This window comes from Sphingomonas oligophenolica, from assembly GCF_039522915.1.
GTDB lineage: Bacteria > Pseudomonadota > Alphaproteobacteria > Sphingomonadales > Sphingomonadaceae > Sphingomonas > Sphingomonas oligophenolica.
Genome location: NZ_BAAAEH010000016.1, coordinates 141,250 through 156,302 on the forward strand (window position 1 = coordinate 141,250; position 15,053 = coordinate 156,302).

14 protein-coding genes are annotated in these 15,053 nt (G+C 62.9%); 9 read left to right on the top strand and 5 right to left on the bottom strand.

Annotated elements, in window-relative coordinates; translation table 11 throughout:
- Positions 1–74: 74 nt before the first annotated feature.
- Both ABD050_RS09735 and ABD050_RS09740 read right to left on the bottom strand, forming a co-directional pair.
- Positions 75–2,102, bottom strand: a complete 2,028-nt coding sequence (locus ABD050_RS09735; RefSeq protein ID WP_343889101.1) for a ParB/RepB/Spo0J family partition protein — start codon at positions 2,100–2,102, stop codon at positions 75–77.
- 35 nt (positions 2,103–2,137) lie between these two features.
- A complete protein-coding gene (locus ABD050_RS09740) occupies positions 2,138–3,145 on the bottom strand; it encodes a DUF7146 domain-containing protein (protein ID WP_343889102.1) in 1,008 nt (335 codons plus the stop codon).
- A gap of 161 nt (positions 3,146–3,306) precedes the next feature.
- Between ABD050_RS09740 and ABD050_RS09745 the strand changes: the two genes are divergently transcribed.
- Positions 3,307–3,573 (top strand): hypothetical protein, encoded by a 267-nt coding sequence (locus ABD050_RS09745; RefSeq protein WP_343889103.1) that lies wholly within the window; start codon positions 3,307–3,309, stop codon positions 3,571–3,573.
- A gap of 52 nt (positions 3,574–3,625) precedes the next feature.
- Here the strand turns inward: ABD050_RS09745 and ABD050_RS29015 are convergent, their stop codons facing one another.
- Positions 3,626–4,267: a sigma factor-like helix-turn-helix DNA-binding protein gene (locus ABD050_RS29015; RefSeq protein ID WP_425542428.1), complete on the bottom strand. Its 642-nt coding sequence runs from the start codon at positions 4,265–4,267 to the stop codon at positions 3,626–3,628.
- 91 nt (positions 4,268–4,358) lie between these two features.
- Between ABD050_RS29015 and ABD050_RS09750 the strand changes: the two genes are divergently transcribed.
- The 3 genes from ABD050_RS09750 (at position 4,359) to ABD050_RS09760 (ending at position 6,339) form a co-directional block, all read left to right on the top strand.
- Complete coding sequence (locus ABD050_RS09750) at positions 4,359–4,985, top strand: acyl-homoserine-lactone synthase (RefSeq protein WP_343889104.1); 627 nt, start codon at positions 4,359–4,361, stop codon at positions 4,983–4,985.
- Positions 4,986–4,990: 5 nt separating this feature from the next.
- Complete coding sequence (locus ABD050_RS09755; protein WP_343889143.1) at positions 4,991–5,899, top strand: phytanoyl-CoA dioxygenase family protein; 909 nt, start codon at positions 4,991–4,993, stop codon at positions 5,897–5,899.
- A gap of 71 nt (positions 5,900–5,970) precedes the next feature.
- Positions 5,971–6,339 carry a helix-turn-helix domain-containing protein gene (locus ABD050_RS09760; RefSeq protein WP_343889105.1) on the top strand — a complete coding sequence of 123 codons (369 nt, stop codon included), beginning with the start codon at positions 5,971–5,973 and terminating at the stop codon, positions 6,337–6,339.
- A 186-nt stretch (positions 6,340–6,525) separates the two neighbouring features.
- Here ABD050_RS09760 and ABD050_RS09765 read toward each other — a convergent pair whose 3' ends face one another.
- Both ABD050_RS09765 and ABD050_RS09770 read right to left on the bottom strand, forming a co-directional pair.
- A complete protein-coding gene (locus ABD050_RS09765; RefSeq protein WP_343889106.1) occupies positions 6,526–7,065 on the bottom strand; it encodes an RES family NAD+ phosphorylase in 540 nt (179 codons plus the stop codon).
- A 68-nt stretch (positions 7,066–7,133) separates the two neighbouring features.
- The gene (locus ABD050_RS09770) at positions 7,134–7,874 is read right to left on the bottom strand and encodes a hypothetical protein (protein ID WP_343889107.1); all 741 of its coding nucleotides are present in this window, start codon (positions 7,872–7,874) and stop codon (positions 7,134–7,136) included.
- Between the two features lie 195 nt (positions 7,875–8,069).
- Between ABD050_RS09770 and ABD050_RS09775 the strand changes: the two genes are divergently transcribed.
- The 5 genes from ABD050_RS09775 (at position 8,070) to ABD050_RS09795 (ending at position 15,036) form a co-directional block, all read left to right on the top strand.
- On the top strand, positions 8,070–8,282 hold the full coding sequence (locus ABD050_RS09775) for a hypothetical protein (RefSeq protein ID WP_343889108.1): 213 nt from the start codon (positions 8,070–8,072) through the stop codon (positions 8,280–8,282).
- A gap of 309 nt (positions 8,283–8,591) precedes the next feature.
- Positions 8,592–9,152: an RNA polymerase sigma factor gene (locus tag ABD050_RS09780; protein ID WP_343889109.1), complete on the top strand. Its 561-nt coding sequence runs from the start codon at positions 8,592–8,594 to the stop codon at positions 9,150–9,152.
- On the top strand, positions 9,149–10,150 hold the full coding sequence (locus ABD050_RS09785) for a FecR family protein (RefSeq protein ID WP_343889110.1): 1,002 nt from the start codon (positions 9,149–9,151) through the stop codon (positions 10,148–10,150). The genes ABD050_RS09780 and ABD050_RS09785 overlap by 4 nt, the downstream gene beginning before the upstream one ends.
- Positions 10,151–10,276: 126 nt before the next feature.
- Entirely contained in the window at positions 10,277–12,835 is a 2,559-nt protein-coding gene (locus ABD050_RS09790; RefSeq protein WP_343889111.1) for a TonB-dependent receptor domain-containing protein, read from the top strand.
- The gene (locus tag ABD050_RS09795; RefSeq protein ID WP_343889112.1) at positions 12,835–15,036 is read left to right on the top strand and encodes an Atxe2 family lasso peptide isopeptidase; all 2,202 of its coding nucleotides are present in this window, start codon (positions 12,835–12,837) and stop codon (positions 15,034–15,036) included. The genes ABD050_RS09790 and ABD050_RS09795 overlap by 1 nt, the downstream gene beginning before the upstream one ends.
- The last annotated feature ends 17 nt before the right edge of the window (positions 15,037–15,053 follow it).

Sequence of the window (15,053 nt, forward strand, 5' to 3'; positions counted from 1 at the left end):
ACCCCATCCCCCTCCCCACCCTGGCGGGACTGACGGATAGGGCGCGCGAATCAAGGTTCGGAAGTGGGCCGGGGTCAGGCAGCGTCGGCGAGTGGGGCCGCGCTATCGTCTGAAGTCGGGGCCGTGTTTGCCGCATCGACCTCGGGCTCGGTCCCGGTCGAATCGCCCTCAATGACGGTGACCGTCTCGGCGACGAAGCGCATGGCGTCGGGAAGCCAGCGCACCGCTCTGTCCTTCACCTCGGCCTCGACGATGATGTCGCCGGCGAAGAGCCTTTCGGCCGAGGCCGCGAGATCATGCTTCTTCGAGCCGCTGTAGCGCTGCTTGAGTTCGAACCCGCCGACGTCCTCGAACAGGCTGAGGATGGCCGGCTTGGTGATACGGTCGAAATAGGTGCGTGCTGTCGGTCGCCACCAGGCAGCGACGTCAATCGCAAGCTTGGCGCCGAGATGATCGAGGAACCCGCTTCCGGTCGTACCAGCAGGGCGCGCATCGAGCGTGCGGGCGATCGCCCAGCCAAGCCAGGCCGCGCGGGGCGCATCGCCCAAGGCGCAGAACGCATCATAGCGCGCCTCGATCGTCTCATGCTCGATCCAGCTGCGATCCAGGGCCTGGTCGAGCTTCGCCCATTCGGCGGCCGCCGGCGTACCGCTCTCGAAGCCGGTGACGCGCTGGGAAGGCCGCGTCGCCCGCAGATCGCTGGGGATGCCATAGGTCCCCATAGTGCGGGTTGCCGCCTCGACCATGATGAACGTGCCGAGGTCGAGCGCGAAGGCGGGGTCGCTTGCGACATGCACCGCGAGCAGTTCGGTTTTCATCATCGCGAGCTCGTCGGCGAGGCGCTGGCTGATCGCCGGCTTGGCGTCGGTCGGAACGGCATCCGCATCGGGGGCGGTCCCGTCCGCCTCACCATCGCCTTCGCCGTCATCATCGTCGGGCTCGGGTTGCGGCGCGACATAGAGTTGTTCGTGAACCCGCGGCGCGCCGTCGGGACCGATGACGACATACGCCACCGCCGTCGCCCGTTGCTCGTCGGTGAGGATCGGCGCCCGATCGGTGATCGATGCGAGCTCGGCCTCGAGGGCCTCACCCCGCAGCTCGTCATCCTCGCTGGGCTCGTAGGACTCGTCCTCATAGGACGCCGCGATGTCTTCGAGCTCCGCCTCGATTTCCGCCTGCCGGCTCTCCTGCTCGGCCGTCAGCGGCGGCAGCTCACCCCGGAGCGGCTGCAGTTGATAGGTCTCGGTATAGGGCACGTGTGTCGCGGGAACGATGCGGACATCCTGGAAGCCGTCGCGTTCGCGGATCGCCGCAGCGGCGGTCGAAAGAGCCTCCTCGGCCAGGCTATCGATGATGTGCGTATCGAGCCAGCTTTCGCTGTCGGCGTCCGAGAAGAGGTCCTTGTCGATGCGGCCACCAGCGGCGAGATAGGCATCGCGCCCGACAAGCACCGCGCGCGGATCGCTGGCACGGTAGCTATAAGCGGCGAGCTGGCGGCGGATCTCGCTGACATTGGAGCGATAATAGCCCTCGCCCATCTGCGCGTAGACCGCAGCCTGACGTTCCGCATCGGACGTGCTGGCATAGGCCATGGCGACGTCGAGGGTGATAGCGTTCGACGCCAGCGCATCGAAGACAGGTTCGGCGAGCCCTGCGAGGCGAAGCCGGCCGTGTACGAATTTCTCGGTCACGCCGAAACGCTTCGCGACATCGGCCGGGGTCTTGCCCTCGGTCTCGATGACATCCTGGAAGGCGCGGCAAGCCTCAGCGGGATTCATCGCCAGGCGAAAGAAATTCTCGGCGAGACTGATCTCGATCGCGTCCTTGGCGTCCGCGAGCGGTAGGACGGGTACGAGATAGTCCGCGTCGAATACGGCCTTGTCGATGAGGCGCTGGACCGCGTCGAGCCGGCGTCCGCCAGCGGTGATGCGATACTGGCCTTTCTTGCGCGCGACGGGCACACCGATGAGATTCTGGATTATGCCCTTTTCGGCGATGTTCGCCTCGAGCTGCGCGTCGGCGACCGGGTCCGTCGATCTACGAACGTTGGTCGGCGACTTGGTGAGCTTCGATGCCGGCACCAGAATGGGTAGCTGGGACATGGGAATATTCTCCGAAGGCGGACGCGTCCTGACCATCAGGCCGCCTGCCGCCGCCGCTCCCCACCCCTCTCCCCTTCCATGCGCAGGACGTCGTTCCAGTCGTTCAGGCCGTGCCAGGGCCAGATCGTTTCGATCGTCCGTCCCGGTCTTTCATGGGCTTCCCGTGCGATATCCTCAGCGCGACGGCCTGCCCGATCATTGTCGGGGAGAAGCACAAGGCGATCCACAGTGGTCGGGACGGCGATTCTCGGGAATCTCTCATTGCCGAGCACCGCCCAGACCGGAATGCCCAGCAGGATCATGGCGGACAGCGCGGTCTCGACGCCTTCGGCAAGGCCAAGCACGTCGGTGGCGTCCGCCAGCATGACTGCGCCCCGCGCGGGGCGCCCCAGCATTCGACGGGGGTTGCCGAGGTCTCGAGCACGACGTGCGCGGACGGTATCCAGGAAGGTCCGCTGAACGGCGATCACGCGCGAGCCTTCTTGCACGGCTGCGAGCATGGCAGGGCGGAAGAGGACCTGACGCCGCGACCCGAGCGGGGTACGAGGGTGAAAACGGAGCGCCGGGGAAAAATGACTGATCGCGCGGTTCAGCAAGTATCGTTCGACGGGCGTATTGGTGATGGCGCGTGCCGCTTCCCACAGGCCCTTCGCGCGCGATTGCAGCCAGCCTTCATCGACACCGGGTTGAGCGATGTAGCTATTCAGGGGACCGGCAGTCGGAAGTGGTCCGAGCCGGGCGATCGCGCGGAGGACGTCAATCGTGTCGCAGCCGGCAAAACATTTGAACAAGAGGTCAGTATCCCCGGTCCGTACCGAAAGACTCGGGCTTCGGTCCGGGTGCGCGGGACAGCGGCACATGCCCTTTCCGGCGGTCCAGTGTCCGCCCAGATGATGGACGAGGGCCATGCCGCGCGCTTCAAGCTCTGCGCGGTCGACGGCGTGATGCAGAACAGACATCGCTAAGACTTTCGTGGAAGTACCGATTTTCGCGTCCAGCCGGATGTCGTTCGCGGCGATGGGTCCCGGAAGGGCTTCTCCCAAAATGGAAACGAAAATTAACGGTTTCGGTCTGGTCGATACATTCAATCAACCATAGGATCATCGCATCCGTCCGCGCCTCGGTCTGGGTTCGTACCGGATCATGCCGCGTGATTGCCTCGCAGGCGCCGGGGTGCGCAGGTGCCAGCTTTGAAGGTTGTTTGATGGGAAATATCATTCCGTTCGGTCGCGATGAGGACATTGTGTGCAGGGGAAATCCGGCGGTGGTGAAGGCCGTGCGTCTCATGAAGGAGGCGCTCGCGACGCTCGACCGCGGCGGCGCGGGATGCACGGCTTTCGCCTGCCATTTGTCCTTAGCCATCGATGTCGCGGAACAGGCGCCCCTTCCGAAAGACGAGGAGGAATGCCAGGCAATGTTGGATGCGTTGCTGGCGTCGGAGCCTGGCTCCGGTCTTATCGCCAAGATGTAGCGCATCGCCTGGAGATCGATATTTCCCGCATCGTCGGCGCCGGTGGCGTCATCTATTTGGGCTTGGAATCAAGGGCGGCGATTACGGTCAGTATGGCGCGTCGGACAGACCGGCGCGGTATGTCCAGAAGGACAGCGATGTCCCGCATGGGGATGCCGTAGGCGGTCCTCAGAAAGAAAATCTGGCGGACCCGAGGCGAAAGCTGGCTTAGCTTGGCGATACTCGGCGCCAATATGCCGGCGAGGCGTGGGGGAACGTCGCCATGCGGCACAAGGACCCACGCTCGTACCTCGATGCCATCTGTGTGAAGGCGACATTGTGTCTCGAGCGGATCGATGGCGACATCCGCGCGATCGGCATATCGCGACCGTGCCAATGCGATAGCGGGAGGCCCAGGCTGGTCGGCCGCGGCCTTCAAGATTTGGCTGCGGAATAGGGCGTCCGCCTGTGCCCTGGCCCGGCGGCGTGATCGCGACCAGATTTGGATGAATTCAAACGCCATGAACTGACTCCGCGATGGAATTGGCGCTGGAATCATCGGTCTGATGTCTGTCTCTGATCCAAGCGCGCCCGCCTCCCCCCTCTCCCCCTTTGCTCGGGGTGTGTACGGCGGGTGACCGAACCTCAGGGGCGTGCACCGAGGCCTTTTCGGTCCGAAATGGATTGAGTTCGCTCCGGGGGCGTCGGGCAACATCCCTGCCACATCCGGTCAACCCTCTACCTAGCCGGTATGAGGAGCCAGCGTTTCTGGACGACCCTGACCCCGTTGTAATCGGGAGAAAATCATGATCCAGATCTTTCACGGTGCGCGAGTGCCTGGCACCAATGCGATTCTCGACGCGATGCATCGTGATCGCAAGCATGTCTTCGTCGATCTGCTGAAGTGGGATGTGCCGGTTGTCGATGGATGCTTCGAGATCGATCAATTCGATAACGAACGGGCAATCTATCTTGTCGCAGTAGATAACAACGGAGCCCATCGCGGGTCCATCAGGCTATTGCCCACGGACGGCCCTCATATTCTCGGGACGATCTTTCCGGATCTGTGCGACGGCGGCGTGCCGCGTTCCCGCAATATCTATGAAATCAGCCGGGGATGCCTGTCGATCCGGCTTCGCGCGCCCGAGCGGCTCGCGGTCCGCAACGCGCTGACGACTGCGGCGGTCGAATTCGCGCTGTTGCAAGAGATCCACGCCTTCACCTGTATCGCCGATTCAGGCTGGTTGAGCCAGGTGCTGGCACTCGGTTGGGACTGCTGGCCGCTTGGCTTACCGCGCAAGATCGGGCGCAGCCTCACCGGTGCGCTCCGGATCGATATCACGCCGGAGACGCCGCATCTGTTGCGCGATGCCGGCACCTATGTGTCGGCGCCGCTGACCCTGGCCGATGCCGGGGAACGGGTGCTGGCGTGAACGACATGAGAGCGATCGCAGGCGACGCGCGCCGGAGCGACCTCGGCGGGCATACAGAGCTGCTGCTGTCACAGGGTTATTGCGTGATCCGCGATGCCATGCCGCCGGAGATAGTGCGAGCGTTGGCGGGTGATCTGGAACCAGTGTTCGACGCGACCCGACTGTCGGTCGGGCCCTTTTATGGCGGCACCACAAAGCGGTTTCACGGCCTGCTGCGCCGGAGTCCGCATATGGCGGCCTTCGTGCAACATGTCGGCGTGCTGACGACCGTCGATGCGATCCTGGGTCGTCATTGCGACAGCATTCAACTCAATCTCACACAGGCGATCGAGATCCTGCCCGGTGGCGTGGCGCAGCCGCCGCATCGGGATCAGGACATGTGGCCAATTCACAGCCCCGGCGTCGAATATCTGGTCAACGTGATGTGGCCTTTCTCGTCCTATACCGCAGAGAATGGGGCGACGATCGTCTGGCCGGGAAGCCACCGCCGGCAGGACGAGATCGTCATCGATGCTGCGGAGGGCGTCGCCATCGAAATGGAGCCAGGCGCAGCCTTGCTCTTCCTTGGATCCACCCTCCATGCCGGCGGCGCAAATCGTACGCATACTCCCAGACGCGGTATGATCGTGAGCTACAGCCTGGGTTGGTTGAAACCCTACGAATTGCCCTGGCTTGCATACCCACCTGAGATCGCGAGATCGTTCGATCCGGCCCTTGCAGCGCTCGCCGGCTACCGCGCGCATCGGCCTAATTTGGGCACCTATGAGGGACGCTGCCCTTCATTGATGCTGACCGGAGACGCAGGCGACCTTGGCGCGATCGATGTCTTGCGGCCTGAGCAAGAGGAACTGATTGCGCTCTATCGTGCCGGCGCGATCGTGCCCCAAGGGCGTTCGTCGGCCGCCCTCCCATAGGAAAGCGGCGGGCGCTGGAACCGCAAGCCCCCCGACTCTTCGCAACTCTTGGTGAGATTCTGGAGATGTTTATGAGCGCCGACATGCCGGCGGTCAGGCGCCATGAAGTGTGCCGGCGACTGATCGCCGAGCGCAGGCTGGTTGGCATCCAGCTCGGATTCGACCTTTGCCCGGCACCGACCTGGGACATGCTGTTGGACTTGTATCTGGCGCATCAGGAAGGACGAAAGATATATCTCTGGTCATTGTGCATGGCGTCGCATGTGCCGACGACGAGTGCGCATCGCAAGATTACCGAACTGACGAGGAAAGGGCTGCTCGTGCGCCATGCAGATGGCGCGGATGGCCGGCGCGTTTCGATAGAGCTGACCGAGCAGTGTCTCAGTCGTCTAGATGGCCTTCTCGATTCGATTTCGACGCAGCTAGGGTTGCAGCCGTAGCGCCATCATCCGCCGACCAGAGGCGATAGTCCGAAACTTGGTGGGTTCTCGGTCGAGGCCAACGCCCATGGCGCGACAGCCGAAGGCTTTGCGCCGCGAAGATATATTCTTGGCCTGGGTCGCAGATCGTCCCGCAGTGGGCAAAGGGCCTGTCCCACTTTCGATCTCGTCGAATGCTTAGGAGCCTCAGATCAAAGCGACGAAAAAATAGTCGAGCAGGTCTGCCATACCAGGGGCACGCTTCAAATTGTGGCTTCGGAGCGGCTCGAGTTTCAGAACGGAGCGATCATAGATTGCGAGATTCGTTTGGCCATTGAGGCGGGACGGATAGAGAATCCCGTCGATCGCTGCCGGATGATCGTAGAATGCCACCGACCATTTCCGCGCAAGGGCCTGTTGGCTCCCGCGCAGAACGTCGCTCGGTATCCCCATCCGCACCGGCCCATCGCCGGTCAAATCGAGTAAACGGAGGGAATCGCGAACCCGAACCTCGGCATAAAGCCGGTCGTCCAGTTCCTTCTCTTCAACCTCTACGTCCCCGACCACGCCATCGCGATCATCCCGAAGAATGGTTTCGAGGAAGCAGACCTTTAACGATGATCCGAGGTAAAGCACGCCGAAGCGCGAGTCCGGGACGCGCCGGCGAGGGTCGCTGAAGCGTGTCGGGTTCTTCCCGAAGCCCAAGGGGTCGGGAAAGGTCAGTCGATGGATTCGCCCGAACTCCATACCTGCGGCGATTGGCGCAATATCGAGTGGGACGCCGGCGAACGCGGGCGTCGGTGGAACGCCTGGCACTAGGAGAAGTCGCCCCGCGCCAGACTTTCCGCAGCCTGCAGCACTTGCTCGGTCTTGCCGCGGCCCAAGGCTTCTCTGGCCGTCGCGCCATTCAGCACCGCGTGACGCTGGGTGAGGAAGCGATAGACACCCCAAGGGCTGTCTCCGAGAAGTTCGAACAATTGGGGGAGCATGCCGAGCGGCTTCCCGTCCTCATCGACCTGCCACGCGGGAAAGCGAAAACCCCGCTTGGCCCCATCGAGGCCGAGCAATTCGTGCTTTTGCCGCCGCGCATTCACGGTGACCCGGGAAACCCCCAGCCGCTCGGCGAATACCTCGGCCGTCAACATGTCGGCCTGATCCAGAATTTCAGCGGCCCGCAAGCGTCCGCGCTCGCGTGCGGCCCGTAGCGCGTCATCGAGTCGATCCTCTTCCGCCACCGGTTGCTCCGCCACCGGACCTGGCAAGGCCGACACTTCAGGGTTGCCCTCAGCATCGATCATAACAGTGAAGCCGCTGGCGCGACCGCTCTTCTGATTCCGTACGATCGTCTGGCCGAGCGTCTCCATCAGCCGCTTGATCGTCGGCTGACGGGCAGACAGGGTCTTGAGGACGCTGGACGGTAATTTGATGGCAAACGCGTCGTCGTTGGACGTAGCGGAGCCGCTTCGCACGAGCATCGCACTCGCCGCCGCCGGGCGCACGGCGGGAGCGCCCTTGATGCGCTTCGCCGGTGTCGGCGCGGATTTGGTATTCGCCATGACAATCTCCTCGCCGACAAGATGGTGGTTATCTGTCATCTCGTCAATACCGTTAACTTCGTAAAGAACGCCACACCCCATTGGTGGTAGGAGAGGGTTGGCGACATCTGTCAAATCAGGCTTGCCGGCGCCTGGATCCCCCCGAACAACTGGAAGCGACGGGTCTGGCATCGTCGGTCGCAAGTGGAAGCCGGGGTGACCACAACGGATCGTGGCGACGGATGGTGGGACAGGCCGTCCTTCCCGTTCAGGCCTGTCCTGCTGCAGCTTCTGACCAATCCCGGCGCAGCGCACGTGTCGGTCGATGTTGATGCCGAATATCGCGCGCTGCTTCCTGCGAACCACAGCTCCTCTCCGCCTTTCCTCCCCGCACCGAGCCACAATGGCCCGACGGATCGGTTGGCGTGATAAACACTTGCGTCTGAAACCGAAGCAGGCAAATTAGCCGCGCTCCCGCGACACTCGGGAGCGGGGCATGGAAACCTCGAACTTGTGGACTCGGTCACAGCTTCTGCGGCCGGGTGGCATGCGCGTATGTCCAGCCGGCTTGCCGGTAAAGGCGCATGCGCCTGCCGCAAGTCAGGTTTCCAACATCCGGCTTTGGCCGTCGCCCCGAGTGGACATAGGGCGCGACGAGATGGACCAAGGCCGATCTGATCAGAGACTCCGGGCACACGGTACGAACATTGTACGGGGCGCGAACCGCGCTGCCGTCTGATGTCGCTCGAAGACGATATACATCGCCATAGTGGCGTAGAGCCTTCGGCCGGCAAGACCGACGAGCCGTCGGGGTTCGACGCGATCTATCGATCCGAGGTCCCCAGCCTCGTGCGGTTCTTTCGGAGGCGCTTGGGTTCCTACGATGAAGCCGATGATCTCGCACAGGAAGCGCTCACCAGATTCCTGCGCGTATCGCCGGCCACCCAGATCGCAACGCCACAGGCCTATCTGAGGCGCATCGCTACGAATTTGCTGCGAGACCGCGCTGAGCGCGCCTCGACACGGCTTGCGGAGCTTTCGGTACCGCTTGTCGAAGGCCTGGACCATCCGACCGAATATGACCAGCATCGAGAACTTGAAGGCCGTCAGGAGCTCGAGCATTACGGGACCATATTGCGCCAACTCAAGCCCAAGACGCTGGAAATTTTCCTGCTCAGCCGGGTCGATGGTTTCACCTACAAAGAAATCGCGAGTAAAGTTGGTATGAGTGTTTGGGGTGTCAAAAGACAGATGCTGAAGGCCATCGCGCATATCGATCACCATCGGAGGAACCGATGAGCGGCCGCCCCAGCAGAATTGAGCGCCAGGCTTATAAATGGCTGCTGAAGATGCTCGAAGATCCGGGCCGGCACGCCCTGACCCTCGAAAGATGGCTGTCCAAGGATCCTGAGCATCGCGCAGTTTACAAGCGCGTGGCGGTAGAGATCGGCCGCGCCAGTGACAGCGCCGCGCGCATTCCGTCTTTGCGAGTTGCCATTTCGCCTGCACCTGAGCGCGTCCCCTGGGGTGCGAAAGGACGAATGGTTGCCGCTGGTGGCCTCATCGCGGTGGTCGCCGTCGTGGTTGGCATTCTGGGCGGCCCTCATTTGACTTGGAGAGACCTGAATCCCGCGAGGCGGGGCGTCGCGGAAAGCCGTACATACGTCGCCGCCACGACCGACAGGATTGTCAGGCTTGAAGACAGCTCTGAGGTCACGCTCTTCGCTGGCAGCCGAATTGCGACGCATTTCACGAATGACGAACGGTCGGTAGACCTCTTGCGGGGCAGGGCACGATTTGCAGTATCGCATAACCCTGTGCGACCCTTCGTTGTCTACGCCGCAGGCGGCAAGGTGACAGCGACAGGAACGCTGTTTGAAGTCGCCATCGTCCACGGCGTAAACGTCCGGCTCCTCAGCGGTTCGGTCGAGGTGAGCCTCCCGCGCACGGCAAAAGAGCAGGTGAAGAAGGTTGTGCATCTCAGCCCGGGCGAACAAGTGTCTTATTCGGCACCGTCGGAAGCTGAGCCGCAGCCGACCGCCCAGATCCCTGCGCCATCGACCACGCGCGCAGTGGAGAGTTTCGATGATGTCCCGGCCGCGCAGATTGTCGAGAAGGTCAACCAGCGATCAGCGATCAAGATCGTGTTCGCGGATACCGCGCTTGGAAGACGAGAGGTATTCGCGGATCTCAACATCACCGACGTCGACGCCGTCGCGCAGAAACTGGCGGCTTTGCTGGGATTGATCGTTGATCGCAGCAAACCCGGGCGACTTCTGCTGAAAAATCCGGACTGATCGCGGCGGTTACCGCACCACATTCGAACATGCTCCGTCAAGGCCAATGCACCCACTGGAAAGTTCCGTGGGACCGAAGGGGGCATTGGAATGAAGCGGTATCGGATTGGCATATGTTTCAGCGTCATGGTTGCGGCACTGGTGACGAGTTCGGCGAGTAACGCGCAGGAGCACGCTGCGCGGAATTACGACGTCGCAGCGCAGGACCTGAAGTATTCGCTTCGCGATGTGGCGCGCCAATCCGGGTTGGAGCTTGTAGCGACGAGCGACGTCCTGCGGGGCAAGCAAGCCGCCGCGTTGAAGGGCCATTTCACGCCGGATGAAGCACTAGCACAACTCCTTCGCGGCACCGGTCTCACCGCCGAAATCTCCGGCAACACGGTCTACATCCGGGGGCGAGCGCAGCCGCAGGCTGCGGCAACCGATGGCCCGGTCGACAAGTCGGCCGATATAGTTGTGACGGGAACGCGAATTCGCGGAGCTGCGCCAGCCTCGCCGACAATCACTCAAACCCAAGACCAGATCCGGAAATCGGGCCTCACCAATCTTGGCGACTTTGCCCGAAGCCTGCCGCAGAGCTTCGCGGGCGGACAAAATCCGGGAGTGACTGTTGGTGTCACTGGTGAAACCAACGAGAATGTCAGTTCCGCCTCGAGTCTCAATCTCCGTGGCCTCGGGCCGGACGCCACGCTGACGCTGCTGAACGGGCATCGGCTGGCGTATAACAGCGCGCAGCAGGCGATCGATATTTCCGCAATCCCGCTCGCGGCGGTCGATCGAATCGAGATCATCACGGACGGCGCATCGGCGATCTATGGCTCAGATGCCGTCGCGGGCGTCGCAAACGTAATTCTCAAGCGGAGCTTCGATGGAGTCAGCGCGACGGCACGCGGTGGCGCATCGACGGACGGTGGCGATCGGCAGCAGGAATATAGTGTCGTCGCCGGCACGACCGGAGCTCACGCCGGCTTCATTGTCAGTTATGATTTCGAGCGCGACACACCGATTCTCGCCGGGCAACGCTCCTACACCAACGCGACATTTCCAACGACCACCCTGCTTCCGGCGCAGCGGCATCACAGCGCCATCCTGAACGGCTATTGGGATGTGGACAGCGCGCTGACCGCGAGCGTCGATGCGGTCTACAGCTCTCGCCATTCCACCACGGTGCAGCCGCTCGCGAGCGACGACTATGCCGACCTCGGCTATCGCCGCACGCCCGCCGTGCAGTCCTATGCGATCTCGCCGAAGATCGAATGGGCGCTCCCAAGGAATTGGACGGCGACGCTCCTGGGAACCTATGCCGAGGACAAGACCGACCTGAACTCGCGCTTTTTCAGCGGTGGCGCCCTCAGTTTCGCATCGATAGGCTCCTATCGAAATCGATCGACGTTGGTCGAGCTCAACTTCGAAGGCAGCCTCATGACCTTGCCGGGCGGAGACGTCCGGGTTGCCTTGGGGGGCGGCTATCGGTCAAACGGCCTGGACGCAAACCTTGCAACGGAACGCGCGGGCGGCACGACCCCGACCGTGCAATTCTCGAAGAACCGGAAGAGCTATTACGGGTTCGGCGAGGTCAACCTTCCCATCGTTTCAAGCGGCCAGGAAATCCCTTTCGTCGACCACCTGTCGGTTAGTGGCGCCGCACGGTACGAAAGCTATCCTGGCATGGCGAGCGTCGCGACGCCCAAGCTCGGGGTGGTCTATGCGCCATTGCGAGGTGTAGAATTCAAATTTTCATGGGGGCGCTCGTTCAAGACGCCGACGCTCTATCAGCAATTTGTCGGCTATGATGCCGAGCTCGTACCCGCGAGCTATTTCGGGAGCACCAGTTATCCGGCAAGCGCGACGGCGCTCTTCCTCGTCGGTGGAAATCCGGACCTCAAGCCGGAGCGCGCGTCGACTTGGACGGCATCGATCGTCCTGCGGCCAGCTTCAGTCCCCCATCTCAAAGTCGAGGGGAGTGTTTTCCATGTTCGCTACAGGGACCGCATTACACAGCCCATCAGCTCCTATGAAGGGCTGCTGACCAATCCGGCCTACGCCGCGCTCGTCGATCTCAACCCGGCCCTCGGCGACGTTGGCACCGCGGTCGGCGGATCGAAATCCGGCATCGAAAATCTCACGGGCCTTCCCTACGACCCGGGCGATGTCGTCGCGATCATCGATAGTCGCTACCTGAACATCGCTCGCCAGACGGTCAGCGGCATCGACATCGCCGCAGACTACCGGCTCGAATTCGCGCCGCAAGACACAGTGACGCTGAGCGGGTCGGCGAGTTATATTCATAGCAAGCAGGAGCTGACGCCCGATACCGCAGCGATCCCGGCGGCCGGCGTGATTTTCAATCCACCCCATTGGCGTGCGCGCGGAGGGGCCGTCTGGGATCGGGAGGCGTTCACCGTCAGTGCCTATGGCAATTATATCGGCGGCGTGACCGATAACCGGTCGACTCCCGAGCAGGCCGTCCGGCCGATGACGACGCTCGATCTCACGGCGGTCTACCGGACCGGCGACAGCGCGAAGGCGCTGGGCCATATCGAATTCACGCTATCGGTCCTGAATCTGTTGAACGACAAGCCCGACCGTATCAAGACCTCGGCACCCTACTATCCGGCCTATGATTCCACCAACTACTCCGTTGTCGGCCGGTTCGTCAGCCTGTCCATCACCAAGCATCTGTGATGCGCCCATTCATGCGGGCGCTGGCGCCGTCGTTCATCGCCTTGTTCGCCGTGATCGGTTCCGAAGCCCGGGCAGCCGCTACCGAAAGCGGTTGCCAGGATCTGGCGCCGTCGATCTCGGCGGGGCCGAATGCTTCCCGCCGGGCCATCGAGGCAATGGATCTGGTCCGGCTCCGGGATGTGGGCTGGCCAGCCGGCGTCGCGATCGAGGAGCCAAGCGCGGTCGCGCTCTCGCCCGACGGTCGCAAGGCCGCGTTTCAAATACGGCGAGCTGATCCCGCCACGAACAGCTACTGTCTCGGCATGTTTGTCGTCGAGATTGGGGTGCCGACGCGCCTCATCGAGGTGGACACGGGGGGTGAGTTGATCCGCCAGACCCTGGATCGTACCGGTATCACCGCCTTTCCGACCGGCGTCCCCAAGGTCATCACCCCCCACTGGTCTCCAGACGGGCTGTGGATCGCCTTCCTGAAGCGCGAGCGCGGCGTCACGCAGATCTGGCGGGCACGGACGGACGGATCGACATCCGAGGCGCTCACGACGTCCGACGTCGATATCGAGGATTTGGCATGGTCCTCGGACGGCAGCGCGATCATCTTTGCGGGCAAACCGAAGCTTCAGCAGGCCTGGCGCGCGATCGACAGCCAGGCTCGGTCCGGTTTCCTGTTCGACGATCGGTTCGTACCGAAGGCGAGCAGCCGTCCCTTTCCGTACGCTCCGAGCCCCCTCGCGTTCTCCACCTTGGACGTGCGGTCACGCTCTGTGCGACCGGCCACTTCGAGCGAACGCGCCCTGCTCGATCCCGCAAGCGATGTCAGCAGGCCTAAGGATGCGCTGCTCTTCGCGACATCGCTCGGCAGCAAAGCCTGGACCCGCCGGCGCGACCCTGACCAATATATACCGACAACCCAACTGCGCGCGATCACCGCCACCGGGAAAATAGTCGACTGCGCGACTGAGGTCTGCACGCATATCGTCGGATTGTGGTGGATGCCTGGTGGCAGGGACTTGCACTTTCTCCGACAGGAAGGCTGGGGCCTGAGCCAGCTTGCGCTCTATGTCTGGACGCCTGGGCATGGCATGCCGCATCGCGCTTTCCGGACCGAAGATCTGCTTGCCGATTGTCGCCCAACCGGACACGATCTTCTCTGCCTCCACGAATCGTCGGGCCAGCCGCGCCGGCTCGTCACGGTGAGCGAAAACGGGCGGATCCGACCGGTCCTCGATTTCAACCCGGAGTTCCGGGAGATCAAGCTGGGCCCGATCGAGCGGCTGACCTGGCGCAACGATCGCGGCATCGAGAGTTTTGGCGACCTCGTCCTCCCGCCGGACCATCGGCCAGGCCAGCGGCATCCGCTGATCATCGTGCAATATGACAGCCGCGGGTTTCTCCGCGGCGGCACCGGCGACGAATATCCCATTCAGCTGTTCGCCGCGCACGGCTTTGCGGTGCTCAGCTTCGAGCGCCCTCGCGAAGTCGGCCTGTTGTCGCCCAGCCGTGACGGAGACGAACTCGAGCGCAACAACATGAAAGACTGGGCGGACCTGCGAAGCGTGCTGTCCTCGCTCGAGCAGGGCGTCCATCTGTTGGTTGCACGCGGGGTCGTCGATCCCGCGCGTGTCGGTATTACAGGCCTGAGCGACGGCACGCGCACGACGCAATATGCCCTGCTCCACAGCTCGCTGTTCGCCGCGGCATCGGTCAGCAGCTCGTTCGAGGAGCCAGGGACGTTGATTCCGTTGGCCGGATCAGCCGCGGAGCGAAACTATGTCGGTTCGGGCTATCCCGCGCGTGGCGATGAGGATCAGCCCTTCTGGGCCTGCTATTCACTCGCCCGGAATGCGAGCCGGATCCGGGCGCCGATCCTTATGCTGCTGGCCGAGGACGAGTATCTCGGAAGCCTCGAAACCGCGGCGGCCTTGCGCCAGCATCACGTGCCTCACGCCCTCTACGTGTTTCCGGGCGAGCATCATATCAAATGGCAGCCGGTCCACCGTTACGCCGTCTACGAGCGGAACCTCGCATGGTTCGACTATTGGTTGCAGGGCGGCGATCACGCAACGCGCGAGGCGGCTGAATGGCTCGATCTTCCCGCGCTTTCTGCATCGCGCCCCGATCGCCCGCTGCTGAACGGCGCCGCGCCGGTCGACCAATGCCGGGCCCAGGCTTCCGCGTCAGCGAGCGCGAGCAGCCGGAGATAGTCATTGTCCCGCGGCGG

Excerpts from the sequence above, each read along its gene's own strand:
- ABD050_RS09790 (WP_343889111.1), top strand. The coding sequence starts at position 10,277 with ATGGTTGCGGCACTGGTGACGAGTTCGGCGAGTAACGCGCAGGAGCAC.
- ABD050_RS09795 (WP_343889112.1), top strand. The coding sequence starts at position 12,835 with ATGCGCCCATTCATGCGGGCGCTGGCGCCGTCGTTCATCGCCTTGTTC.
- ABD050_RS09760 (WP_343889105.1), top strand. The coding sequence starts at position 5,971 with ATGAGCGCCGACATGCCGGCGGTCAGGCGCCATGAAGTGTGCCGGCGA.
- ABD050_RS09735 (WP_343889101.1), bottom strand. The coding sequence starts at position 2,102 with ATGTCCCAGCTACCCATTCTGGTGCCGGCATCGAAGCTCACCAAGTCG.
- ABD050_RS09770 (WP_343889107.1), bottom strand. The coding sequence starts at position 7,874 with ATGGCGAATACCAAATCCGCGCCGACACCGGCGAAGCGCATCAAGGGC.
- ABD050_RS29015 (WP_425542428.1), bottom strand. The coding sequence starts at position 4,267 with ATGTTGCCCGACGCCCCCGGAGCGAACTCAATCCATTTCGGACCGAAA.
- ABD050_RS09785 (WP_343889110.1), top strand. The coding sequence starts at position 9,149 with ATGAGCGGCCGCCCCAGCAGAATTGAGCGCCAGGCTTATAAATGGCTG.
- ABD050_RS09750 (WP_343889104.1), top strand. The coding sequence starts at position 4,359 with ATGATCCAGATCTTTCACGGTGCGCGAGTGCCTGGCACCAATGCGATT.
- ABD050_RS09745 (WP_343889103.1), top strand. The coding sequence starts at position 3,307 with ATGGGAAATATCATTCCGTTCGGTCGCGATGAGGACATTGTGTGCAGG.
- ABD050_RS09780 (WP_343889109.1), top strand. The coding sequence starts at position 8,592 with ATGTCGCTCGAAGACGATATACATCGCCATAGTGGCGTAGAGCCTTCG.
- ABD050_RS09755 (WP_343889143.1), top strand. The coding sequence starts at position 4,991 with ATGAGAGCGATCGCAGGCGACGCGCGCCGGAGCGACCTCGGCGGGCAT.
- ABD050_RS09765 (WP_343889106.1), bottom strand. The coding sequence starts at position 7,065 with ATGGAGTTCGGGCGAATCCATCGACTGACCTTTCCCGACCCCTTGGGC.